The 22,765-nt window shown below is 69.4% G+C and carries 16 protein-coding genes and 1 pseudogene; 14 read left to right on the top strand and 3 right to left on the bottom strand.

All coding sequences use genetic code 11. The features are described 5' to 3' along the window. Nucleotides 1-34 precede the first annotated feature (34 nt). The 3 genes from H0E84_RS18950 to H0E84_RS18940 are packed head-to-tail and all read left to right on the top strand — an operon-like array spanning nucleotide 35 to nucleotide 2,568. Entirely contained in the window at nucleotides 35-1,495 is a 1,461-nt protein-coding gene (locus tag H0E84_RS18950) for an NfeD family protein (RefSeq protein ID WP_180680218.1), read from the top strand. After that, the gene (locus tag H0E84_RS18945) at nucleotides 1,492-2,247 is read left to right on the top strand and encodes a slipin family protein (RefSeq protein ID WP_180680217.1); all 756 of its coding nucleotides are present in this window, start codon (nucleotides 1,492-1,494) and stop codon (nucleotides 2,245-2,247) included. The genes H0E84_RS18950 and H0E84_RS18945 overlap by 4 nt, the downstream gene beginning before the upstream one ends. Nucleotides 2,248-2,280: 33 nt before the next feature. Further along, nucleotides 2,281-2,568 carry a DUF3247 family protein gene (locus H0E84_RS18940; protein WP_180680216.1) on the top strand — a complete coding sequence of 96 codons (288 nt, stop codon included), beginning with the start codon at nucleotides 2,281-2,283 and terminating at the stop codon, nucleotides 2,566-2,568. A gap of 167 nt (nucleotides 2,569-2,735) precedes the next feature. On the opposite strand, the gene H0E84_RS18935 is transcribed toward H0E84_RS18940, so the two are convergent. The 3 genes and pseudogenes from H0E84_RS18935 to H0E84_RS18925 all read right to left on the bottom strand — a co-directional run bounded on the left by H0E84_RS18935 (nucleotide 2,736) and on the right by H0E84_RS18925 (nucleotide 6,319). Then, nucleotides 2,736-4,256 (bottom strand): pseudouridine synthase, encoded by a 1,521-nt coding sequence (locus H0E84_RS18935; protein ID WP_180680215.1) that lies wholly within the window; start codon nucleotides 4,254-4,256, stop codon nucleotides 2,736-2,738. 5 nt (nucleotides 4,257-4,261) lie between these two features. Beyond that, a pseudogene (gene scpB, locus H0E84_RS20590) lies at nucleotides 4,262-5,281 on the bottom strand (SMC-Scp complex subunit ScpB); the annotation flags it as partial. 69 nt (nucleotides 5,282-5,350) lie between these two features. Beyond that, nucleotides 5,351-6,319: a segregation and condensation protein A gene (locus H0E84_RS18925; protein WP_180680214.1), complete on the bottom strand. Its 969-nt coding sequence runs from the start codon at nucleotides 6,317-6,319 to the stop codon at nucleotides 5,351-5,353. Nucleotides 6,320-6,675: 356 nt separating this feature from the next. Between H0E84_RS18925 and H0E84_RS18920 the strand changes: the two genes are divergently transcribed. The 11 genes from H0E84_RS18920 to H0E84_RS18870 all read left to right on the top strand — a co-directional run bounded on the left by H0E84_RS18920 (nucleotide 6,676) and on the right by H0E84_RS18870 (nucleotide 22,352). After that, on the top strand, nucleotides 6,676-6,975 hold the full coding sequence (locus tag H0E84_RS18920; RefSeq protein ID WP_180680213.1) for a YciI family protein: 300 nt from the start codon (nucleotides 6,676-6,678) through the stop codon (nucleotides 6,973-6,975). Then, entirely contained in the window at nucleotides 6,972-7,271 is a 300-nt protein-coding gene (locus H0E84_RS18915; RefSeq protein ID WP_425600512.1) for a BolA family protein, read from the top strand. The genes H0E84_RS18920 and H0E84_RS18915 overlap by 4 nt, the downstream gene beginning before the upstream one ends. 118 nt (nucleotides 7,272-7,389) lie before the next feature. Continuing rightward, on the top strand, nucleotides 7,390-8,925 hold the full coding sequence (locus H0E84_RS18910) for a sulfatase family protein (protein WP_219339842.1): 1,536 nt from the start codon (nucleotides 7,390-7,392) through the stop codon (nucleotides 8,923-8,925). After that, nucleotides 8,925-9,899, top strand: coding sequence for a formylglycine-generating enzyme family protein (locus H0E84_RS18905; protein WP_257644314.1), 975 nt, complete (start codon nucleotides 8,925-8,927; stop codon nucleotides 9,897-9,899). The genes H0E84_RS18910 and H0E84_RS18905 overlap by 1 nt, the downstream gene beginning before the upstream one ends. Nucleotides 9,900-10,169: 270 nt before the next feature. Next, nucleotides 10,170-11,231: a LacI family DNA-binding transcriptional regulator gene (locus H0E84_RS18900; protein ID WP_180680212.1), complete on the top strand. Its 1,062-nt coding sequence runs from the start codon at nucleotides 10,170-10,172 to the stop codon at nucleotides 11,229-11,231. 99 nt (nucleotides 11,232-11,330) lie between these two features. Further along, nucleotides 11,331-14,363, top strand: a complete 3,033-nt coding sequence (locus H0E84_RS18895; RefSeq protein WP_180680211.1) for a TonB-dependent receptor — start codon at nucleotides 11,331-11,333, stop codon at nucleotides 14,361-14,363. Nucleotides 14,364-14,460: 97 nt separating this feature from the next. Beyond that, the gene (locus H0E84_RS18890) at nucleotides 14,461-17,478 is read left to right on the top strand and encodes a TonB-dependent receptor (protein WP_180680210.1); all 3,018 of its coding nucleotides are present in this window, start codon (nucleotides 14,461-14,463) and stop codon (nucleotides 17,476-17,478) included. An 83-nt stretch (nucleotides 17,479-17,561) separates the two neighbouring features. After that, a complete protein-coding gene (locus tag H0E84_RS18885; RefSeq protein ID WP_180680209.1) occupies nucleotides 17,562-19,244 on the top strand; it encodes a glucoamylase family protein in 1,683 nt (560 codons plus the stop codon). 9 nt (nucleotides 19,245-19,253) lie between these two features. Further along, the gene (locus H0E84_RS18880) at nucleotides 19,254-20,582 is read left to right on the top strand and encodes a sugar ABC transporter substrate-binding protein (RefSeq protein WP_180680208.1); all 1,329 of its coding nucleotides are present in this window, start codon (nucleotides 19,254-19,256) and stop codon (nucleotides 20,580-20,582) included. A 58-nt stretch (nucleotides 20,583-20,640) separates the two neighbouring features. Beyond that, entirely contained in the window at nucleotides 20,641-21,519 is an 879-nt protein-coding gene (locus H0E84_RS18875) for a carbohydrate ABC transporter permease (protein WP_180680207.1), read from the top strand. Beyond that, nucleotides 21,516-22,352, top strand: a complete 837-nt coding sequence (locus tag H0E84_RS18870) for an ABC transporter permease subunit (protein WP_180680206.1) — start codon at nucleotides 21,516-21,518, stop codon at nucleotides 22,350-22,352. The genes H0E84_RS18875 and H0E84_RS18870 overlap by 4 nt, the downstream gene beginning before the upstream one ends. Nucleotides 22,353-22,765 lie beyond the last annotated feature (413 nt).

Raw genomic sequence — 22,765 nt, 5'->3', positions numbered from 1 at the left:
CGGACGGATTCGCGTCGCACCCTCGGGGGCGGGCATGACCTTGAACGCACGGGCCTGGGGCTTGCTCCTGCTGGCGGGCCTGGCATCGGCGCTGTTCTCCGCGCAGTCGCAGCCTGCGGCGCCGGCGGAGGGCGGGGGCGTGCTGCTGATCGACATCAAGGGCGGCATCGGACCCGCCACCAGCGACCACGTGCGCAGGAGCCTGCGCCGTGCGGCCGACGAGGGCGCGCGCGCCCTGGTGCTGCGCATCGACACCCCGGGTGGGCTGGATGCCGCGACACGAGACATCAACCTGGAGATTCTCGCCGCCGAGGTGCCGGTGATCGCCTGGGTGGCGCCGGCGGGCGCGCGGGCCGCCAGCGCCGGCACCTACATCGTCTATGCCAGCCATGTGGCGGCGATGGCGCCGGCCACCGCGCTGGGCGCGGCGACGCCGGTGTCGCTGGGTGGCGGCATGCCCGGCGGGCGGGGTCGCGAAGACCCCGGTGAAGAGGACGGCGATGACGCTGCGGGCGGCGCGACAGGCGAAGCCGAGGGCGCGCGCGAGCCGTCGCGCACGCGCCAGCCGGACTCCGCGCCCGAGCGCAAGGCGGTCAACGATTCGGTGGCCTATCTGCGCAGCCTCGCCGACCTGCGCGGCCGCGATGCGGAGTTCGCCGAAGCGGCGGTACGCGAGGCCGCCACCCTCACCGCGCGCGAGGCGCGCGAGCGCGGGGTCATCGAGATCGTCGCCGCGGACCTGGACGATCTGCTGGCGCAGGCGGATGGGCGCGAGGTTTCGCTGGCCGGGCGCAGCGCGGTGCTGGCGGTCGCCGGGCAGCCGGTGACCGAGGTCGCGCCGGACTGGCGCGTCGCCCTGCTGTCCGTGCTGACCGAGCCGACTGTCGCCTACATGTTGCTGCTGGTCGGGCTGTACGGGCTGATGTTCGAGGGCTACAGCCCGGGTGCGATCGTCCCCGGGGTGATCGGCGGGATCAGCCTGTTGCTCGGCCTCTACGCGCTGCAGGTGCTGCCGGTGAACTACGCCGGGGTCGCACTGATCGTGCTCGGGGCGGGATTGATGGTGGCCGAGATGGCGGCGCCGAGTTTCGGCGTGCTCGGCATCGGCGGGCTGATCGCGCTGCTGGTCGGCTCGGTGATCCTGTTCGAGGACGCGCCCGGGTTCGGGGTACCGGGGCGGCTGATCTTCTCGATCGGGCTGGCCAGCGGCCTGGCGTTCATGGGCGCGCTGTGGCTGGCGCTGCGTGCCAGGCGCCGCCCCGTGGTCAGCGGCGTCGAGGAGCTGCTCGGCCACGAGGCCATCGCCACGCGCGACTTCTCCGGCCGCGGCCAGGTGCGCATCCGCGGCGAGACCTGGCAGGCCGATTGCGCCACACCGGTGCGCGAGGGACAGCGCGTGCGGGTGCTGGCGATGGACGGACTGGTGCTGCGGGTCGCGCCGGTCGACGACGGCACCGACCACCGACTCAACGAACCCAGCGAGGCCATGCCATGAACCTGATCGCCCTGTTTCCCGTCATCCTGATCGTCGTGGTCGCGCTGTTCAGCGCGATCAAGATCCTGCGCGAGTACGAGCGCGGGGTGGTGTTCCAGCTCGGTCGTTTCTGGAAGGTCAAGGGCCCGGGGCTGATCATTCTGATCCCGGTGGTCCAGACCATGGAACGCATCGACCTGCGCACCATCGTCATGGACGTGCCCTCGCAGGACCTGATCTCGCGCGACAACGTCTCGGTGCAGGTCAACGCCGTGGTGTATTTCCGGGTGGTCGACCCGCAGAAGGCGATCGTCAACGTCGAGCACTATTACGAGGCGACCAGCCAGCTGGCGCAGACCACGCTGCGCTCGGTGCTGGGCAAGCACGATATGGACGAGATGCTGTCCGAGCGCGACAAGCTCAACAACGACATCCAGGCCATCCTCGACCAGCAGACCGACGCCTGGGGGGTGAAGGTGGCCAACGTCGAGATCAAGCACGTCGACATCAACGAGACCATGGTGCGGGCGATGGCCCGCCAGGCCGAGGCCGAGCGCCAGCGCCGCGCGAAGGTGATCCACGCCGAGGGCGAGAAGCAGGCGGCCGAGCAGCTGGTGGAAGCGGCGGTGAAGCTGGGCGAGGACCCGCGGGCGATCCAGCTGCGCTACCTGTCTACGCTCAGCGACATCGCCGGCGACAAGAGTTCGACCATCGTGTTCCCGCTGCCGATCGAGTTCATCGAGTCGCTGGTGCACGGGCGCAAGAACGGCTGACATCCACCGCGGGAACGCCGAAGGAGCCGATCCATGGGACAGAACGCGGGGCGCGTCTACACCAGCCAGGCCGACATCGACCGCATCGAGGCGCTGGCCGTGCAACTGCCCGACGAGGCGAACGTGGAGCTGCGGCTCGACAGCGGCGATACCGTGGCCGGCGTGGTCGCGGTGCGCCCGGTGGTGCAGACCTTCCTCGGCCCCGGCGGCGAGGAGGGGATCAACGCGGTGGTGCGCATCGACGACGCGCTCGAGCCCGGGCGCTCGCACTACGTGTGGCTGGGCGGGGTGCGCGAGCTGCGACGGGTGGGGACCAACTGAAGCGGCCGAGGGGTCCCGGGCCTGGCGCCGGCCGTGCCAGCGGGTGTTCCGGCTGGGGCTGGCGGCGATCCCGACGCGTTGCCGCCGGCGCCGGCCTTCGCGTGCATGGCACGCTCCTGCGAGGGCGCCGCGGGTAGCCGGCGGTCCTCGGCGAGTCGCGCGGAGACCTAGCGGTTTCCGCCGCCGCCGCCGGTGCGGGGGCCGCGCGGACCGCGGGGGCCGGATCCGGGGCCGGGCCGCTTGTTGCCGCCGGCCCTGGGGCCGCGCGGACGGTCGCCCGGGCCGCGGGCGGACGGCGTGGCATGGTCGGAGGGGAAGCTGGGCGCGCCGCCGGGATGACCGTGGGGCTTGGCGGCACGGGGACCACGACTCTTGCCGCCCGGCCCGCCGCCGCCCGGCCCGCTGCGGCCGGGGCCGCCGCCACCGCCGCCGGGTCCGCCGTGGGGACGCTTCTTGCCGGAGGGCTTCTTCGGCCCGCGGCCATCGGCGTTGCGGTGGCCGCTGGGGCCGGTGTCCACGCCGTCGGGCACGTACCAGCTGCGGAAAGCCGCCGGATTGCCCTCGGGCAGCGGCTGCTGCCCCTTCTGCTTGCGCTGCTTGAACGGCTTCTGCGACTGGTTGGCCGCGCTTTCGCCGCTGACGGTCAGCCCGCCGTGGGGCTTGCCGCGCCCGCGGCCGCGGCCGCGGTCCTCGCGCACGTGGTCGAAGCGGCGCAGCTCGCGGCCTTCGTCGGCGGTGCTGTGGCCGTTGACGTAGGCGGTGCCGCGCTCGTGCTGCGAGATGTTCACCGTCGACTTGGCGGCCTTGCGCTGGCCGATCACCGGCTGCAGCGTCAGCGCCGGCGGCGGGCCGGCCTCGAGCTTGAGGTCGCGGCGCAGCGCTTCGACCCGCGTCGCCGGCAGCTCCTGCGACTGGCCGCGCAACAGCGGCTGCGGCAGCGATACGGCGCCATAGCGCACGCGCTTGAGCCGGCTGACCTGGCAGCCCTGCGATTCCCACAGGCGCCGCACCTCGCGATTGCGGCCCTCCTTGATCAGCACCCGGAACCAGTCGTGCGAATCGGTGCCGCCGATGCGCTCGACCTCGTCGAACCTGGCCGGGCCGTCCTCGAGTTCGACGCCGCGCGCCAGGCGCTCGATGGTGGTCTCGGAGACGATGTCCTCGCCCTCGGGGGCGCGCACGCGGCAGACGTATTCGCGCTCGACCTCGTAGGAGGGGTGCATCATCGTGTTGGCCAGCTCGCCGTCGGTGGTGAGCAGCAGCAGGCCGGTGGTGTTGATGTCGAGGCGGCCGATGGCGATCCAGCGCGCGCCCTTCAGCGCCGGCAGCGCCTCGAACACGGTCGGGCGTCCTTCCGGATCCTCGCGCGTGGTCACCTCGCCCTCGGGCTTGTTGTAGATCAGCACGCGCGCCGGTTCGGTCAGCGCGGTGGCGACGAAGCTGCGGCCGTCGATGTCGATGCGGTCGCCGCTGCCGACGCTCATGCCGACCTGGGCGGTCTCGCCGTTGACCTTGACCAGGCCCTCGGCGATGCGCTGCTCTAGCGCGCGTCGAGAGCCGAGTCCGGCCTGCGCCAGCACCTTGTGCAGGCGCTCTTCGAGCTTGGGCCCGGCGGTGCCGGCGTCGCCTTCGCGCTTGAGCGAAAGCTTGCGGCTGCCCTTGGGATTCGGGCTGGATTGTTCTTTCATGATGTACTCCGTTCGCTGTCGCCGTCGGCGGCGAGGGCGTCGTTCTGCGTGTCGATGTCGTGGGGGGTGGGCCGTCCGTCGTCGCTGGAGGACGACGGCGTGGGATCGTCTGGGTGGGGCTCGGGCTCGGACGGGAATCCGTCGCCGTCGTCGGTGCCGTCGGCGGGCGCGGCGGTGCCGGAGGGTTCGCCGGGGTCGTCGTCGCCGCCACCGTCCGGCCCGGCCTGGATGCCGGTGTCGGATTCGGGGTCCGGTTCCGGTCCCGCGTCGGTACTGGTATCGCTGTCGGTGGCGGGGCCGGCTCCGATTCCTGACGAAGCGTCGGCGCCGCTGCCGATGTCGGTCCCGGAGCCGGCCGGGGTGCCGCCTTCCGCGTCGATCGCCTCGCCGCCGGCTTCGCCCGGTCCGTTCGCCGCGCCTTCGGCCGGGAGATCGCCGACCGGCATCGCCTCGCCGTCCGGCGCGCCGGGATCGAACTTGAACTGCGGCTCCAGCTCGCCGAAATCCTTCAGCTCGGACAATGGCGGCAGCTCGTCCAGGCGCTTGAGCCCGAAGTAGTCGAGGAACCCCTTGGTGGTCCCCAGCAGTTCCGGGCGTCCGGGGATGTCGCGGTGGCCGACCACGCGGATCCACTCGCGCTCCTCCAGGGCCTTGATGATGTTGCTGTTGGTGGCCACGCCGCGGACCTGCTCGATCTCGCCGCGGGTGATCGGCTGGCGGTAGGCGATCAGCGCCAGCGTCTCGAGGGTGGCGCGCGTGTATTTGGTCTGGCGCTCGGTCCACAGCCGCGCCACCCAGGCATGGACGTCGCCGGCGACCTGGAAGCGCCACCCGGAGGCCACCTCGACGAGCTCCACGCCGCGTTCCGAGCACCCGGCCTGCAGGGTCTCGAGCGCCTGCTCGACGGCGCCCTCGGGGGCCGGCTCGTCGAGGGTGAACAGCCCGCGCAGCTGCGCGACGCTGAGCGGCTGGCTCGCCGCCAGCAGGGCGGCCTCGACGATGCGGGTGATCAGTGGTTGGTCCATGGAGTGTCTTCGGGCATGGGTCGTCTGTCGGTCGGGATGGCGCGCGTCCGGCGCGCCGGCGGTGCCGCGTCAGCGGCCGTCGTCGGCCGGGGTTTCCGCGGCAGCGGTGGTGTCGTCGTCGTCGAACTCGCTGCTCAGCTCGACCTCCTCGCCGCCGCCTCCGGCGGCCAGCGACCTGACGTAGATCGGCGCCGGCGGCCGGCGCTCGGCGGCGTGCGCTTCGTCGGCCTGCTCCTGCACGATCTCGAGCAGCTGCTCCTTGGCCAGCTCCAGCAGCGAGAGCAGGGTGACCACCACGCCGAGCTTCCCCTCGCGCGCCTCGAACAGCGATTCGAAGCGGTGGAACGCGCCGTCCTCCAGCCGGGTCAGCACATCGCCCATGCGCTGGCGCACGCTCAGCGCGTCGCGCTTGATCTCATGGCCGGTGAAGAGCTCGGCGCGCTTGAGCACGTCGTGCAGCGCCAGCAGCATCTCGCGCAGTTCCACCGGCGGCGGCAGCCGCACCGCGGCGCGGTCGGGCATGAAGGCCGCGACCTGGCTGGTGTTGCGGTCCATCCGCGGCAGCGCGTCGACGTCCTCGGCCGCCTGCTTGAAGCGCTCGTACTCCTGCAGCCTGCGCACCAGTTCGGCGCGTGGGTCCTCTTCCAGGCCTTCTTCGGTCGGCGGCCGCGGCAGCAGCATCCGCGACTTGATCTCGGCCAGGATCGCGGCCATCACCAGGTATTCGGCCGCCAGTTCGAAGCGCAGGTCCTGCATCACGCCGATGTATTCGACGTACTGACGGGTGATCTCGGCGACCGGGATGTCGAGGATATCGAGGTTCTGCCGGCGGATCAGGTACAGCAGCAGGTCGAGCGGCCCCTCGAACGCCTCCAGGATGACTTCCAGCGCGTCCGGCGGGATGTACAGGTCCTGCGGGATCTGCAGCACCGGCTGCCCGTGCACCACCGCCAGCGGGATCTCCTGCTGGCGGGGATGCGACGGCGTCGGCTGGTCGTCTTCCGGGACGGAAGCGGCTTCGGGTACGGGTTGTGTCATTCGCTGTGCGGCCCCCTCCGGGCCTGCAGGGATTGCGGGTGGCGCGCGAACGGTTCGCGTACCGGTCTTGCCTGTCCGCAGGGCAGGGCGGTGCCGTGCCGGCTGCGGATCGGTTGCAACAACCACATCGGCCGGACGCCACATGCGGCGGGCGCCGCATCCTGCTGCGGCGGCGACGGCGGAAAGGGCATCGGGCGGGGCCGGGCGGGGGCAGCGATTCGGGCGTCGGCGGCGACGGCCGCTGCGTCCGGCCTGAAACTGCCAGTTAGGGTACGGGCTCGCCAGGCGGCTGTCCAGCAGCGGGCCGCGCCGGGATCGCTACAATTCATCCTTCCCCGAGCGAGGGCCTGCCGGCCATGTGGTACGCGATCGAAGGCCATGACGGCGAAGACGTGCTGGCGCTGCGCCAGCAGGCGCGCGCGCAGCACCTGGCGCGGCTGGTCGAGCTGCGCGACGCCGGACGGCTGCTGCTGGCGGGCCCCTGCCCGCGCACCGACGCAGAGGACCCGGGTCCGGCCGGCTTCAGCGGCAGCATCGTGATCGCCGAGTTCGCATCGCTCGAGCAGGCGCGCCTCTGGGCCGACGCCGATCCCTATGTCGCCGCGGGCGTCTACGCCCGGGTCGACGTGCGCCCGTTCCGCCCGGTGCTGCCGTGAGCGCGCCGGCCGGCCCGCTGCCGCGCGACCAGCGCGTGCCCGCCATCCGCGCGGCCCTGGAGGCCGCGTTCGGCCCCGATCGTCTGCAGATCCGCGACGACAGCCACCGCCACGCCGGCCATGCCGGCGCGCAGGACGGGCGCGGGCATTTCCATGTCGAGATCGTCAGCGCCGCGTTCGCGGGCCTGTCCCCGATCCAGCGCCACCGCGCCGTCTATGCGGCCCTGGGCGAACTGATGACCACCGACATCCACGCCCTGCAGATCCGCGCGCAGGCACCGACGGAGCAGGAATAGGGCCCCCACCACCGCGAGTTGTCCGGCCCCGCTCCGCCCTTGCCTGCATGCGCTCCTGAAAACGATTACATTTGTGTCGACCCGTCGAACCGTGGAGGGCAGTGGAGGTGGCGGCACAGTGAGGCTTCCCCCGATCGTGCACCCGATCCGCTCCGGACTGATCCTGCTGGCGCTCGCCGCATCGCTGGCGGCGTGCCGTGAGCCGGATGCCGGCGATGGCGCCGCAGGCGCGACGGCGCCTTCCGGCACGACCCCTTCCGGGCCGGCTTCGCCAGCCGCGGAAAGGCCGCGCAACGTGGTCTTCATCCTCAGCGACGACCATCGCCACGACTTCATGGGCTTCATGCCGGGCGCTCCCGAGTGGCTGGAGACGCCCGCGCTCGACCGCATGGCCGCGGGCGGCGCGCACCTCGAGAACGCGTTCGTCACCACCTCGCTGTGCTCGCCCAGCCGTGGCTCGATCCTGACCGGCCAGTACGCGCACCGCCACGAGATCGTCGACAACACCTCGCCGATCCCGGAGGGCACGCGGTTCTTCCCGCAGTTCCTGCAACAGGCCGGCTACCGCACCGCCTACGTCGGCAAGTGGCACATGGGCGAGGTGGACGATGCGCCCCAGCCGGGCTTCGATCACTGGGTCAGCTTCCAGGGCCAGGGGGTGTACACCGACCCGGTGCTGAACGTGAACGGCGCGCGCGCGCAGGCCAAGGGCTACACCACCGACCTGTTGACCGAACACGCGCTCGACTGGCTGCAGCGGCATCGAGCGCAGGAGCCGGAGACGCCGTTCTTCCTCTACCTGTCGCACAAGGCGGTGCATGCGGAGTTCGAGCCGGCGCAGCGCCACCGGGGCAGCCACGCCGACAAGCCGATCCCGTATCCGCCGACGATGGCCGAGAGCGAAAACCGCGACAAGCCCGACTGGGTGCGCGCCCAGCGCGACAGCTGGCACGGCGTCGACTACATGTACCACGGCGATATGGCGTTCGACGGCTTCTATCGCGCCTACACCGAGACCCTGCTGGCGCTCGACGAGAGCGTCGGCCGGGTGCTCGACTACCTCGAGACGGCCGGGCTGGCCGACTCGACCCTGGTGATCTACATGGGCGACAACGGCTTCCTGCTCGGCGAGCACGGCCTGATCGACAAGCGCAACGCCTACGAGGAGTCGATGCGCGTGCCGATGCTCGCCTGGGCGCCGGGCTTCATCGAGGCGGGCTCGACGATCGCGCCGATGGTGCGCAACATCGACATCGCGCCGACCCTCCTGGAACTGGCGAACGCCCGCTCGCCGGTGGCGATGGACGGGCGCTCGGTACTGCCGCTGCTGCGCGGCGAGTCGGTGAGCTGGCCGCTGGAGATGCTGTACGAGTACTACTGGGAGGACGCCTTTCCGCACACGCCGACGGTGTTCGCGCTGCGCGACCAGCGCTACAAGTACATCTACTACCACGGCGTCTGGGACGGCGACGAGCTGTACGACCTGGCGGCCGACCCGCAGGAGCGGAACAACCTGGTCCGGGATCCCGCCCACCGGGCGCGCGCGGCCGCGATGAAGGGCCGCATGTGGGAGTTGCTGGACGACACCGGCGGCATGCGCATCCCGCTCAAGCCGGCGGGCGAGTGGCGGGCCGACCAGCGGAGGCCCGAGTGATGCGAGGGGCCCACCGGCAGCGGCGCGGGCGACCTGCGGGCACCGCCGCCGCAGTCCGCCTGCGCCTGCCGGCGATGCCGGCCGCGGCCGCCGCGGCGGTCCTTCTGGCCGCCTGGCTGGCGACCGTCTGCGCGCCCGAAGCGCCGGTGACGTCGAGCGGCGACATCGTCCCGCCCGAAGGCATGGTCTACGTGCCCGGCGGAACGACGCGGATCGGCGCGGAGGACGGCCTGCCGACCGAGCGGCCGGTGTTCAGCGCGCAGGTCGCGCCGTTCTTCATGGACGTGCACCCGGTGACGGTCGCCCAGTTCCGCGCCTTCGTCCGGGCGACCGGCCATGTCACCGAGGCGGAGCGTTTGGGCGATGCCGGCCTGTACGACCCCGAGACCGGCGGCTGGCAGCTGATGCCCGGCGCGCACTGGCGCCGGCCGATGGGGCCCGAGGCGCCCGAGGCCCCCGACGACCACCCGGTCACCCAGGTCTCGTGGAACGACGCGGCCGCCTACGCCGAGTGGGCCGGCAAGCGGCTGCCGACCGAGATCGAGTGGGAGCACGCCGCGCGCAATGCGCGCAATGCGCGGCATCCCTATGCCTGGGGCGAGGCGCTGGTCGAGGACGGCAGGCACCGCGCGAACACCTGGCAGGGCCCGTTCCCTGGCGGCAACACCGGCGAGGACGGCCATCTGTTCACCTCGCCGGTCGGCGCCTATGGCGCCACCGAGCTGGGCCTGACCGACATGGGCGGCAACGTCTGGGAATGGACCGCCGACTGGTTCCGCCCCTATGCCGAGCGCGACCGGCCGTTCACGGCGGATGCCACCAGCGAGAAGGCCCAGCGTGGCGGCTCGTTCCTCTGCCATGTCAGCTACTGCCACGGCTACCGCGTCTCCGCGCGCAGCCGATCCACTCCGGACACGGCGCTCTTCCATGTCGGTTTCCGGTTGGTGAAGGATCTGGAGCCGCCGGCCCCGTAGAGCGGAGCTTGCTCCGCTGCTCCTGGCTTCGGATCCCATGCAGCCGAGCAAGCTCGGCTCTACGGGGCGGGTCCAACGCCGGACGCGGAGTTTCATCCTCGGACGCGCGGTCGCCACTTTCGTAGAGCGGAGCTTGCTCCGCTGCTTTCGGCTCCGGAGCCGGCGCAGCCGAGCAAGCTCGGCTCTACGGGGGGCAGGTCCGCCCTTCGTATGTCGGGATCGAACGCGCCAGCTCGAAGGACGCCGCGGACGCTCATGCTGTCCTGCAGCATGAAACAGGGTGTGAAAACGATTACAGTCCGGCCAGGCCGACTCAGCCGTGGAGGACGGGTGAGCGTCACGATCAAAGATGTCGCGCGTGAAGCCAACGTCTCCGTCGCCACGGTGTCGCGGGCGCTCAACGGGCACGACAACGTGGCCGAGGAGGTGCGCCAGCGCGTGCTCGGCGTCGCCGACCGCCTGCGCTACAGCCCGCACCATGCCGCCCGCAGCCTCAGCAGCCGGCGCACGCACACCATCGGCGTGGTGCTGCCTGACCTGTACGGCGAGTTCTTCTCCGAGCTGATGCGCGGCATCGACCAGGTGGCGCGCGAGCGCGGCCTGCACCTGCTGGTGTCCAGCTATCACGGCAACCCGCAGGAGCAGGGGGCGGCGTTGCGTGCGATGCGCGGCCGGGTGGACGGCCTGCTGGTGATGTCGCCGTTCGTCGGCAATCGCGAGCTGCTGGAGCAGAGCCTGAGCCCGGCCCTGCCGGCGCTGCTGATCAACAGTGCCGATGCCGGCGGACATCCCGCATTGAACGTCGACAGCTACGGCGGCGCGCGGGTGATGGTCGAGCACCTGCTCGAGGCCGGGCATCGCCGTATCGCCTTCATCGCCGGCCCCGACGACAACTTCGACGCCCGGGAGCGCCTGCGCGGCTACTGCGACGCACTGGCCGCGAAACTGCCGCGCAAGGAGCCCTGGGTGCTGCCGGGCGATTTCGACGAAGCCTCCGGCCACCGCGCCGGGCAGGCGCTGATCGCCGCAGACGTGCGGCCCGACGCGGTGTTCGCCGCCAACGACATGATGGCGCTGGGCTGCCTGTTCGCCTTCAGCCAGGCCGGCATGCGGGTTCCCGACGATATCGCGCTCGCCGGTTTCGACGACATCCCCCTGGCCCGCTACGTCCACCCGACATTGACCACGATGCGCGTAGACATCGCTGAACTGGGCGGTCGGGCGCTGCGCAAACTGCTCGACGGGGCTGCGGACGCCGCCGAGGCACCCCCTGAGTTGTCGCCGCAGCTGGTCGTACGCGAGTCGAGCGGAACCGTGCAGGCGGGAGGGTAGCCGGCAGGACGCCTTTTTATTTGAGCTGCGATGTAACCGATTTCACGCGATCTATACCTTGCTGACCGACGACCGAACGCCCGCCCTGGGGAGGGATCGATGAACAAGTCCAACGCGGTACGCGGACGCAATCGCACGCTTCTGGGTTGCGCGTTCGGCGCCTGCCTGGCGATGGCGGCACCCGCCGTCCTGGCGCAGGCGACTTCCGCGACGCTCAGGGGCCAGGTCTCGGCGGACTCCGCGCCCGCCGCCGATGCGCGCGTGACCGCCACCAATCTCGGCACCGGCCTGTCCCGCAGCGTGCAGGCAGCGGCCAACGGCAGCTACAGCCTCGCCGGCCTTCCGCCCGGCACCTACCGGGTCGACGTCACCGCGAACGGACAGGCCAGCTCGCGCACGGTCACGCTCCGGGTGGGCCAGACGGCGACTCTGAACCTGGGAGTCGGAGGGGTCGAGGAAACCGGGCCGCAGCAGGCCACCACCGAACTCGACACGGTGACCGTCACCGGCACGCGCCTGGTCGAGACGCGCACCTCGGAGGTCGCCACCTATGTCTCGCAGCAGCAGATCGAGATGCTGCCGCAGAACTCGCGCAACTTCCTGGCCTTCGCCGATACGGTGCCGGGGATGCTGTTCAGGACGCCCCCGAACGGCCAGGAGTCGCAGCTGCGCAGCGGCGCCCAGGGCGCGAACAACATCAACGTCTACATCGACGGCGTGGGTCAGAAGAACTACGTCACCCCGGGCGGAATCACCGGCCAGGACGACAGCGAGGGCAATCCGTTCCCGCAGTCGGCGATCGGCGAGTACAAGGTCATCTCCTCCAACTACAAGGCCGAGTACGACCAGATCAGCAGCGCCGCGATCACCGCCGTGACCCGCTCGGGCACCAACGACTTCTCGGGCAGCTTCTTCTGGGACCACACCAACGAAGGCTGGCGCTCGGCCTCGCCGGGGGAAGAGGACCGCGGCGCCAAGGACGAGGAGAAGGTGGAGCAGTACGGTGCGACCTTCAGCGGCCCGATCCTCCGCGACAAGTTGCACTTCTTCCTGGCCTACGAGGCCAAGGACATCGTCCGTCCCGCGCCGGTGGTGCCTCCGAACGCGGTCGCGTCGCGGACGCTTCCCGACGAGATCGCCTCGCAGTACGGCGGCGCCAGCCGGCCGTTCAACCAGGACGTGTACTTCGGCAAGCTGAGCTGGCAGGCCACGGACGACCACCTGATCGAGTTCATCGCCCGCGAGCGCCGGGAGACCGGCATCCTCGGGATCGGCGGCGTCAACGTGCCCAGCGCCGGCACCGCGCTCAACAACGACGAGTCACGCTACGACCTGCGCTCGCTGTATTCGGCCGAGAACTGGTTGAACGACGCGCACATCACCTTCGAGGAGGCGGCCTACAACCCCTCGCCGATCACCCCGGTCTCGAGCAACCGCTACACGGTGGTGAATCCGGAGAATCCGAACCAACTCGATCTGCCGGTGCTCAACACCGGCGGCGGACCGAACTACCAGGACAAGGGGCAAGAGGGGTGGGGAGTCCAGGACGACTTCACCTGGTTCGGCTGGGAAGGCCATACCGTCAAGATGGGCGTCAAGTACAAGGCGGTGGACCTGAGGGCGTTCCAGCGGTTGCCGCCGTTCCCACGCTACTGGTACGACGTCGACGAAAGCCTGACCAAGCCGTACAGGATCGAATACACCACGCCGTTCGCGGGGCGCGATCCGTTCGTCGAGACGAGCAACAAGCAGTTCGGCATCTACATCCAGGACGATTGGGAGGTCAACGAGAAACTGACCTTGAACCTCGGCATCCGCTGGGACTACGAAGACATCCCAAGCTACACGGACTACGTGCTCGATGCCGACATCGCCGCGACGCTGCGCGGCTGGGACAACATCCAGAACACCGACTACGACGTCGAGGACTACATCAGCAGCGGCAGCAACCGCAGCAACTTCAAGGGCGCGATCCAGCCGCGCATCGGCTTCTCCTACGACCTGTTCGCCGACCAGCGCCACGTGATCTTCGGCGGCGCTGGTCGCGCCTACGACCGCAACCTGTTCGATCACATGGCGCGCGAGTACTACGCCGGAGCGTTCACCACCTACGACCTGCGGTTCTCGACGCCGATCCACGACTGCGACCCCGCCGCGAACCCCAACTGCATCCCGTTCGATCCCGCGTTGCTGACGCAGGAAGGCCTGGATGCGTACGCGGAGGCCAACCCCAGGATCGGAGGGCAGGTCTACCTGCTGAACAACGATCTCAAGACCCCGTACTCCGACCAGTACAGCCTGGGCATGCGCAATGCCGTGACCCTGGGCGAAACCGACTGGAACACGTCGGTGACCCTGTCGCACATCCGCAGCAAGGACGGCATCTATTTCCATCTGGGCAACCGCAGGGCGGACGGCAGATTCCACGAGCACGAAGACCTCGGGCAGAGCTGGGGCGGAGCGCCGTTCAGCATCCCGCCACCCGGATACGGCAACCTGATCCTCGGCGACAACGGCTTCGAGTACACGCTGAACTCGCTGCTGCTGGCCATCGACAAGCCCTACACCAGCACCTCGCCGTGGGGCGTGAATCTCGCCTACACCTACAGCGACGCGGAGGAGAACCGGCCCAACGCCTCCGATGGCGAGAGCTTCCTCTTCGACTATCCCTTCGCCACCGACCAGTTCTACCAGTCGACGGGGGTACCCAGGCACCGGCTGGTCCTGTCCGGCATGTGGTCGCCGGGATGGGACACGACCTTCAGCAGCAAGCTGGTCCTGGCCAGCCATACGCCGAAGACGGCAACCAACTGCCTGGAGTCGCCGCCGGATCCGGAGCCGAACTACCGGTGCTTCTACGATCCGTACACGCCCAACGGCACGATCGGCTTCAAGCAGTTCGATCTTGCCGCCGAGAAGCGCTGGAACACCGGCACCGACATCGGCTTCAGGATCCGGGCCGACCTGATCAACGTCTTCGACTGGCGCAACTGGAACCAGTTCGACGGCCAGCGCGGCACGGGATCGGACGGCGGGCGTCTCCCGGAAAACCCGAACTTCGGCCAGCGCAACGGCAACGAGATCTTCGTGCCCACGCGCACCTTCAAGCTTTCGTTCGGCGTGAATTGGTGAACGACGACGGGATCGGCGCCACGAGGGGGTGGCGCGGGTCCCGGCGGACCAGGGACGGAAAGGCAAGACATCCCCCAAGACTCTTCGAGGCTCCTGCATGACTCGTTCGAACCCCTTCTCCAGCATCCCCTCGTTCCGCCCGGACCGGCGTCCATCCCACAAGCTGTTGAGCTGCGCATTGGCGAGCTGCCTGCTGCTCGCGGCGCCCGCGGTGCTCGCGCAGTCCACGTCCGCCACCCTGCGCGGGCGCGTGCTGGCCGATTCCGAGCCGGCCGCGGGCGTGCAGGTCACCGCCACCAACGTCGGCACCGGCCTCAGCCGGACCGTGCAATCCACCGCCGCGGGCGGCTACAACCTCGTCGGCCTGCCGCCGGGCACCTACCGGGTGCGGGTGACCGCCGACGGGCAGAGCACCACCGAGACCGTGACCCTGCAGGTCGGGCAGACCGCGACGCTGAACCTCGGCGTCGGCGGCGTGGCCGAGACCGGGCCGCAGCAGGCGACCACCGACCTCGATGCCGTGGTGGTCACCGGCACCATGCTGGCCGAGACCCGCACGTCCGAGATCGCCACCTACGTCTCGTCCAAACAGATCGAGGCATTGCCGCAGGGCACGCGCAACTTCCTGGCCTTCGCCGATACCGTGCCCGGGGTGCAGTTCATCCAGGACGGCAACGGCAATACCCGCCTGCGCTCGGGCAGCCAGGCCTCGAGCGCGGTCAACGTGTTCATCGACGGCGTCGGCCAGAAGAGCTACACCCTGCCGGGAGGGGTGGCAGGGCAGGACTCCACCCGCGGCAATCCGTTTCCGCAGTCGGCGATCGGCGAGTACAAGGTCATCACCCAGAACTACAAGGCCGAGTTCGACCAGATCAGCAGCGCGGCGGTGGTGGCTGCGACCCGCTCGGGCACGAACGAGTTCGAAGGCAACTTCTTCTGGGACCGTACTTCGTCCGACTGGCGCAAGATGACGCCCGCGGAAGAGGAGGACGGCGAAAAGGTCGATTCGAAGGAAGAGCAATACGGCGCTTCGCTGGCCGGGCCGCTGATCCGCGACCGGCTGCACTTCTTCGTCGCCTACGAGGCCAAGGAGTACGTGACCCCGAGAACCGTGGAACTCGGCCACGAGAGCAGGTACGACGTCGCCGACGTGCCGGAGGAGCTGCTGGCGCAGCTGGGGCCGACCAACTCGCCGTTCCAGCAGGACATGTTCTTCGGCAAGCTGAGCTGGTCGATCAACGACTACAACTTCCTCGAGTTCACCGCGCAGCTGCGCGAAGAGGACGAGATCATCGGCGTCGGCGGACAGAACGCACCCGAGCGCGCCACCCTCAATGCCAACGAGGTGACCCGCTACGATCTGCGCTGGCAGTTCAACAGCGAGAACTGGCTCAACGACGCCCACGTCACCTTCGAGGACACCTCCTGGGCGCCGCAAGGGGTCGTGACCGCGCCCGGCTATGCGTTGCGCGTCTCCGACCTGTCCTCGGCCACGGAACGCCTGAACGTCGCCGACGTGCTGAACGCCGGCGGCAGTCCCAACAGCCAGAACAAGGGCCAGGAAGGCTGGGGCTTCCAGAACGACCTCACCTTCTTCGGCTGGGAGGGCCACACCCTCAAGATGGGGGTCAAGTACAAGGACGTCGAGGTCAACGCGATCGAGCGCCATTTCTCGAACCCGATGTTCTACTACGACATCGGGGTGAGCACGGAGCAGCCGTACAGGGTGGAGTTCGGCGCCGGGATCCCCGGCACCACCGAAGGCTTCACCACTTCGTCCAACAAGCAGTTCGGGATCTACATCCAGGACGACTGGGAGGTCAACGAGCACCTCACCCTCAACCTCGGCCTGCGCTGGGACTACGAGGAAACGCCGACCTACGAGGACTACGTGACGCCCGCGGACGTGGCCGCGGCGCTGCGGGCCTGGCCGAACCTGCAGGGGCCGAACATCGACTACGACATCGAGGACTACATCAGCAGCGGCAACAACCGCGACGCGTTCGACGGCGCTTGGCAGCCGCGCGTCGGGTTCTCCTACGACGTCAATGCCGACCAGCGCTTCGTGGTGTTCGGCGGCGCCGGGCGCGCCTACGACCGCAACCTGTTCGACTACCTGCAGATCGAAGTCAATCGCGCGTCGTTCGCCAGGTATAACGCCAATTTCGTCGAAGCGGACGGCGCATGCCGGAACGCTGGCGGCTGCCTCCCATGGAGCGACACCTACTACGACCCCGATGTTCTGCAGCAGCTGGCCCAGACCCTCGCCACGGGCCGAGAGTGGTATCTCAACAACAACGACCTCAAGGTGCCGTACTCCGATCAATTGAGCCTGGGCGTGCGCAACGTCTTCGGCATGCTGGGTCACGACTGGAACAGCGAGGTGACGCTGTCGCACGTGCGCAGCAAGGACGGGATCGTGTTCCGGCTGGGCAACCGGCGCGACGACGGCAGCTTCTACGAGGATCCGGGCGACACGTCCGGGGCGCCCTGGGGCTTCCCGTCCCCCGTCGGTACCATCCTGCTGGTCGACAACATGGCAGAGACCCGCACCAACTCACTGCTCTTCAAGCTCGACAAGCCCTTTACCCCGGATTCCGGGTGGGGGACCACCTTCGCCTACACCTATACGGACGGCGAACAGAACATCGCCCCCGAGGGCTGGCCGGAGATCTTCTCGCAGCGCGACACCGGCATGATCGGCTGGCTGCCGGCACGCGGCGTGGCCGAGCACCGCTTCGTCGGCACCGGGATCTGGGACGGGCCCTGGGGCGTGACCTGGTCCGCCAAGCTCACGCTGGAAAGCATGAAGCCGCGAATCGGCGAGAACTGCCTGGCCGGCTGGGACATGTGCCGGTGGGATTCCTACAAGCCGGACGGCACGCTGGGATTCAAGCAGTTCGACCTCGCCGCCACCAAGACCTGGAACACCGGCACGGATATCAGCTTCTACGTCCGCGCGGACTTGCTCAATGCCTTCAACTGGCGTAACTGGAACAGCTACGACGACTGGTGGGGAAGCATCGACGGCCCCAACGAGAACTTCGGCGCGCGCAACCTGGACATCAACTTGCCGACGCGCTCGTTCAAGCTCTCCTTCGGCGTGAACTGGTAGGTCTTGCTCCGTCGGCCGCCCTCGCAAGCGGGCGGCCGTTTTTTTAAACTGCCTATGAAAACGATTACAGAATGGTTGTGAAGATGCGAATCCGTCGGAGCTGCTGGATCCCCGTCTGCCTGGCCCTGCTGAGCCTGGCGCTGCTCGGCGGCTGCAGGCGCGAGGCACCCGAGGTCGAGCCGCCGCGCCCGGGTCCGATCGCGCAGGTGCCGGAGGCCGAGCCGGACCCGCGGCCAGCAGACGAGCCGCCCGGCCCGCCGCAGCTGCCGCCGCTGTTCCGAGACATCGAGAAGCGCACCTTCCAGTTCTTCTGGGACACCACCAACGAACTCAACGGACTGACGCCGGATCGCTTTCCCTCGCGTCCGTTCTCCAGCATCGCCGCGGTCGGCTTCGCGCTGACCGCCTACCCGATCGGGCTGGAGAACGGCTGGATCAGCCGCGAGCAGGCGGTGGAACGCACGCTGACGACGCTGCGGTTCTTCCGCGATGCGGAAATGGGGCCCGAGGACGAGGGCCGCTCCGGCTACAGGGGCTTCTACTACCACTTCATCGACATGGACGAGGGGCACCGATACGAACCCTGGGTCGAACTGTCCAGCGTCGATACCGGCCTGCTGATGATGGGGGTGCTGTTCGCGCAGAGCTACTTCGACGGCGAGGGCGAGCGCGAACAGGAGATCCGCGAGATCGCCGACGAACTGTACCGGCGCGTGGAGTGGCCGTGGCTGCAGCAGCGGCCGCCGCTGATCTCGATGGGCTGGTATCCGGAAAGCGGGTTCATCCAGCACGACTGGACCGGCTACGACGAGGCGATGCTGGTCTACATCCTGGCGCTGGGTTCGCCCACGCACCCGGTCGAGCCCGAGGCCTGGGAGGCATGGACGCGCACCTACGAGGAGAGCTGGGGCGTGTTCCAGGGCCAGGAGTACCTCAGCTTCGCGCCGCATTTCGGCCACCAGTACTCGCACACCTGGGTCGATTTCCGCGGCATTCGCGATCCCTACATGCGCGAGCGCGGGATCGACTACTTCGAGAACAGCCGCCGCGCGACCTATGCGCAGCGCCAGTACGCCATCGAGAACCCGATGGGCTGGAAGGACTACGGCGAGCACGTGTGGGGCCTGACCGCCAGCGACGGCCCGCAGCGCACCGACCAGGAGTACGAGGGCGAGGAGCGCGAGTTCCGCCACTACAGCGCGCGCGGCGCCGGCCTGAGCGTGGCATTCGACGACGGCACCCTCGCGCCGACGGCGGCGGTGGCCTCGATCGCGTTCGCGCCCGAGATCGTGATTCCGGCCACCGAGGCGATGCACGAGCGCTACGGCGAACATCTGTTCTCCAGCTACGGCTTCCTCGACGCGTTCAACCCGAGCTTCCACTACGACGTGCCGCTCAAGACCGGGCGCATCGTGCCGGAGCTCGGCTGGGTGGCCAGCGACTACATCTCGATCGACCAGGGCCCGATCCTGGCGATGATCGCCAACTACCGCAGCGAGTTCGTCTGGAAGGTCATGCGCAGGAACCCGTACATCCGCGAAGGCCTGCGCCGTGCCGGCTTCACCGGCGGCTGGCTCGAGGAGGCCGGCGAGGCGCAGGCGGCGGCCGGTGCAGCCGGGGAAGGGGGCGACGGACCGGAGGCGGAGGGCGGCGACCGTGTCGATGAAGACGCAGCCGACGCGGCGCCGGGCAAGTCGTCGTCGGGCCCATCGCCGGATCGGGACGGCAGCCAAGCGGCGAACGGCACCACCCGCCGCGTGCAGTAGGCTGGCGCGATGCAGGAGATCGGCTGCCATCTCCATCGTGTGCCACGGGAGCCCTGGTTTCCTCGGGCCGAACGGCCGCTCAGGGCGCTGGTTCTCGGCTGCCTGGCGCTGTTGCTGGCCGCCTGCGGCGGCGACGACGCCCGCACCGAGATCCGCTTCTGGGCGATGGGGCGCGAAGCGGAAGTGGTATCGGAGCTGATCGCGGAATTCGAGCGCGAGCACCCCGACATCCGCGTGCGGATCCAGCAGATCCCATGGACCTCCGCGCACGAGAAACTGCTCACCGCGTTCGCCGCCGACGCGCTGCCCGACATCTGCCAGCTCGGCAACACCTGGGTACCGGAGTTCGCGGTGCTGGGGGCGCTGGAGCCGCTGCAGCCCTATGTCGACGCGTCCGCCGTGGTGGAGCAGGGCGACTATTTCGAAGGCATCTGGGACACCAACGTCATCGACGGCAAGCTGCTGGGCGTGCCCTGGTACGTGGACACGCGGCTGCTGTTCTACCGCAAGGACATCCTCGCCGCGGCCGGCTTCGACGCGCCGCCGCGTTCCTGGGCGGACTGGGAGGCGGCCATGGCCGCGATCGGGCGCGAGGTCGGCCCGGACCGGTATGCCGCGATGCTGCCGCTCAACGAGTTCGAACAGCTGCTGTCGTTGGGCCTGCAGCAGGAGGATCCGCTGCTGCGCGAGGACGGCACCCGCGGCAACTTCCGCAGTCCGGGCTTCCGGCGCGCGCTCGCCTTCTACGCCAATACGTTCGAGCAGGGCTGGGCACCGCCGATGTCGGAGACCCAGATCTCCAACGTCTGGGACGAGTTCGGCCGCGGCTTCTTCGCCTTCTACGTATCCGGACCGTGGAACATCCGCGAGTTCCGCAATCGCCTGCCGGCGGACGTGCAGGACGACTGGGCCACCGCACCGCTGCCGGGCCCCGACGGCCCCGGAGCGGGGATCGCCGGCGGCACCAGTCTGGTGCTGTTCCGGCAGTCGCGCAGCAAGCAAGCGAGCTGGCAGCTGGTGGAGTTCCTCTCGCGCCCCGATATCCAGCAGCGTTTCCATGCGCTGATCGGCAACCTGCCGCCGCGTCGCAGCACCTGGGAGCATCCGGCGCTGCAGCAGGACGAGTACGCGCACGCCTTCCGCGACCAGCTGGAGCGGGTGAAGCCGACGCCGAAGGTGCTGGAGTGGGAGCGGATCATGCAGGAAATGCGCCTGGCCAGCGAGCGCGTGGTGCGCGGCGGCGTGCCGCAGGACGCGGCGCTGGCGGCGCTCGATGCCCGGGTCGACGCGCTGCTCGAGAAGCGCCGCTGGGTGCGCGAGCAGGCAGCGGCGCCATGAACGCCGTGGAAATGCGCGACGTGTTCCTTCCCTTCGCTGCAGTGGCGGTTCTTGCCTGATGCGCGCCAGTCTCGCCGGCTGGATGTTCGCCGCCCCCGCACTGATCGTGCTCGGGGTGTTCTTCGCCGTACCGGTGGCCTCGGCGCTGCTGCTGAGCCTGACCGATTTCGACCTCTACGCGCTGGCCGACCTGGACAACCTGCGCTTCGTTGCGCTCGGCAACTACGCCGAACTGCTGCGCACGCCGCTGTTCTGGAAGGCGCTGGGCAACACCGTCTACTTCGTGGTGGTGGGCGTGCCGCTGTCGATCGGCGTGTCGCTTGGCGTGGCGATGCTGCTCAACGCCAAGGTCGCCAGATTCAAGCCGCTGTTCCGCACCGCCCTGTTCGCGCCGGTGGTCACCACCCTGGTGGCGGTGGCGGTGATCTGGCGCTACCTGTTCCACACCAGCTACGGGCTGGTGAACTGGGCGCTGGGGCATCTCGGGGTGGCGCCGGTGGACTGGCTGGGCGACCCGCGCTGGGCGATGCCGACGATCATCCTGTTCGCGGTGTGGAAGAACTTCGGCTACAACATGGTGATCTTCCTGGCCGGCTTGCAGGCGATCCCGCAGGACCTGTACGAGGCCGCGCGCATCGACGGCGCCTCGCGCTGGCGGCAGTTCCTGCACGTGACCCTGCCGATGCTCGGGCCGGTGCTGCTGGTGGTCGCGGTGATCACCGTGTCCGGCTACTTCCAGTTGTTCGCCGAGCCCTACGTGATGACCCGCGGCGATCCGCTGCAGAGCACGGTGAGCGTGCTGTACTTCATGTACGAGGAAGGGTTCATGTGGTGGAACCTGGGGCGCGCCTCGGCGGTGGCGTTCATGCTGTTCGTGATCATCCTGGCGGTGACCACGCTGCTGCTGCGCTTCGGGCGCCGGCGGGGGGCGCTGTGAACCGCGAGGTCGGCACCACGCGCCTGTCGGCGTTCGCGGTCAACGCGGCGCTGGTGCTCATCGCGCTGGTGGCGCTGGCGCCGCTGGCGTGGATGCTGTCGGTGTCGTTCATGCCGCGCGGCGAGGCCAGCGGCTTCCCGCCGCCGATGCTGCCGTCGGCCACGACGCTGGACAACTACCAGGTGCTGTTCGCGCGCGCGGGCATGGGCCGCTATTTCCTCAACAGCCTGATCGTCTCCGGAGCCATCACCGCCGGCGCGCTGCTGGTCAATACCATGGCCGGCTATGCGTTCGCCAAGCTGCGCTTTCGCGGCCGCGAGCGTCTGTTCCAGCTGCTGCTGGCGGCGCTGGTGATCCCGGCGCAGGTGGCCATGCTGCCGCTTTTTCTGATGATGAAGGGGCTGGGCCTGGTCAACAGCTTCGGTGCGGTGATCATCCCGGCGCTGGCCACGGTGTTCGGGATCTTCCTTGTGCGCCAGTACTCGCGATCGATCCCGGACGAGCTGCTGGAGGCGGCGCGCATCGACGGCGCCGGGGAGCTGCGGATCTTCTTCCGGATCGTGTTGCCGATGCTCAAGCCGGTGCTGGTGACGCTGACCATCTTTACCTTCATGGCGGCGTGGAACGACTTCATGTGGCCGCTGATCGTGCTGACCGACCAGGAGAACTACACCCTGCCGGTGGCGATCGCGGCGCTGTCGCGCGAACACGTGCAGGACGTGGAGATGATGATGGCCGGCGCGGTGGTCACGGTGTTGCCGGTGCTGCTGCTGTTCCTGCTGCTGCAGCGCTACTACATCCAGGGCCTGCTGCTGGGAAGCGTGAAGGGGTGAGGGGAAGCGCTTGCGAGCCACTGGCTCGCGCTTCCCCGAACGACCGGCCATGGATGGCCGGGCCGGTGTGTCCGGAGCCGGGCGGCCACGCCATGGATGGCAGGGGGATGCGTCGAATGGAACGGCGCTTGCGAGCCACTGGCTCGCGGTTCCCCGAACGACCGGCCATGGATGGCCGGGCCGGTGTGTCCGGAGCCGGGCGGCCACGCCAAGGATGGCAGGGGGGTGCGTCGAGTGGAGCGACGCTTGCGAGCCACCGGCTCGCGCTTCCCCGCACGCCCGGCCGTGAACATCCCGGAGATGTGTTGATTTTGGCCCAACGTGGATTCGATCGAACTGGAGAAAGCGGAGCGATGACGACGAACTGTTCCCCGGAAGACGTGATGCGCGGCGGGACCGGCGCGGCGCCCCGC

It is taken from the genome of Luteimonas salinisoli, from assembly GCF_013425525.1.
Classification (GTDB): Bacteria; Pseudomonadota; Gammaproteobacteria; order Xanthomonadales; family Xanthomonadaceae; genus Luteimonas; species Luteimonas salinisoli.
This window is presented reverse-complemented; position numbering and strand designations above follow the sequence as displayed.

What these genes read in the sequence shown, in the direction of transcription:
- H0E84_RS18950 (WP_180680218.1), top strand. Translation starts at nt 35, where the DNA reads ATGACCTTGAACGCACGGGCCTGGGGCTTGCTCCTGCTGGCGGGCCTG.
- H0E84_RS18945 (WP_180680217.1), top strand. Translation starts at nt 1,492, where the DNA reads ATGAACCTGATCGCCCTGTTTCCCGTCATCCTGATCGTCGTGGTCGCG.
- H0E84_RS18940 (WP_180680216.1), top strand. Translation starts at nt 2,281, where the DNA reads ATGGGACAGAACGCGGGGCGCGTCTACACCAGCCAGGCCGACATCGAC.
- H0E84_RS18935 (WP_180680215.1), bottom strand. Translation starts at nt 4,256, where the DNA reads ATGAAAGAACAATCCAGCCCGAATCCCAAGGGCAGCCGCAAGCTTTCG.
- H0E84_RS18925 (WP_180680214.1), bottom strand. Translation starts at nt 6,319, where the DNA reads ATGACACAACCCGTACCCGAAGCCGCTTCCGTCCCGGAAGACGACCAG.
- H0E84_RS18920 (WP_180680213.1), top strand. Translation starts at nt 6,676, where the DNA reads ATGTGGTACGCGATCGAAGGCCATGACGGCGAAGACGTGCTGGCGCTG.
- H0E84_RS18905 (WP_257644314.1), top strand. Translation starts at nt 8,925, where the DNA reads ATGCGAGGGGCCCACCGGCAGCGGCGCGGGCGACCTGCGGGCACCGCC.
- H0E84_RS18900 (WP_180680212.1), top strand. Translation starts at nt 10,170, where the DNA reads ATGAAACAGGGTGTGAAAACGATTACAGTCCGGCCAGGCCGACTCAGC.
- H0E84_RS18895 (WP_180680211.1), top strand. Translation starts at nt 11,331, where the DNA reads ATGAACAAGTCCAACGCGGTACGCGGACGCAATCGCACGCTTCTGGGT.
- H0E84_RS18890 (WP_180680210.1), top strand. Translation starts at nt 14,461, where the DNA reads ATGACTCGTTCGAACCCCTTCTCCAGCATCCCCTCGTTCCGCCCGGAC.
- H0E84_RS18885 (WP_180680209.1), top strand. Translation starts at nt 17,562, where the DNA reads ATGCGAATCCGTCGGAGCTGCTGGATCCCCGTCTGCCTGGCCCTGCTG.
- H0E84_RS18880 (WP_180680208.1), top strand. Translation starts at nt 19,254, where the DNA reads ATGCAGGAGATCGGCTGCCATCTCCATCGTGTGCCACGGGAGCCCTGG.
- H0E84_RS18875 (WP_180680207.1), top strand. Translation starts at nt 20,641, where the DNA reads ATGCGCGCCAGTCTCGCCGGCTGGATGTTCGCCGCCCCCGCACTGATC.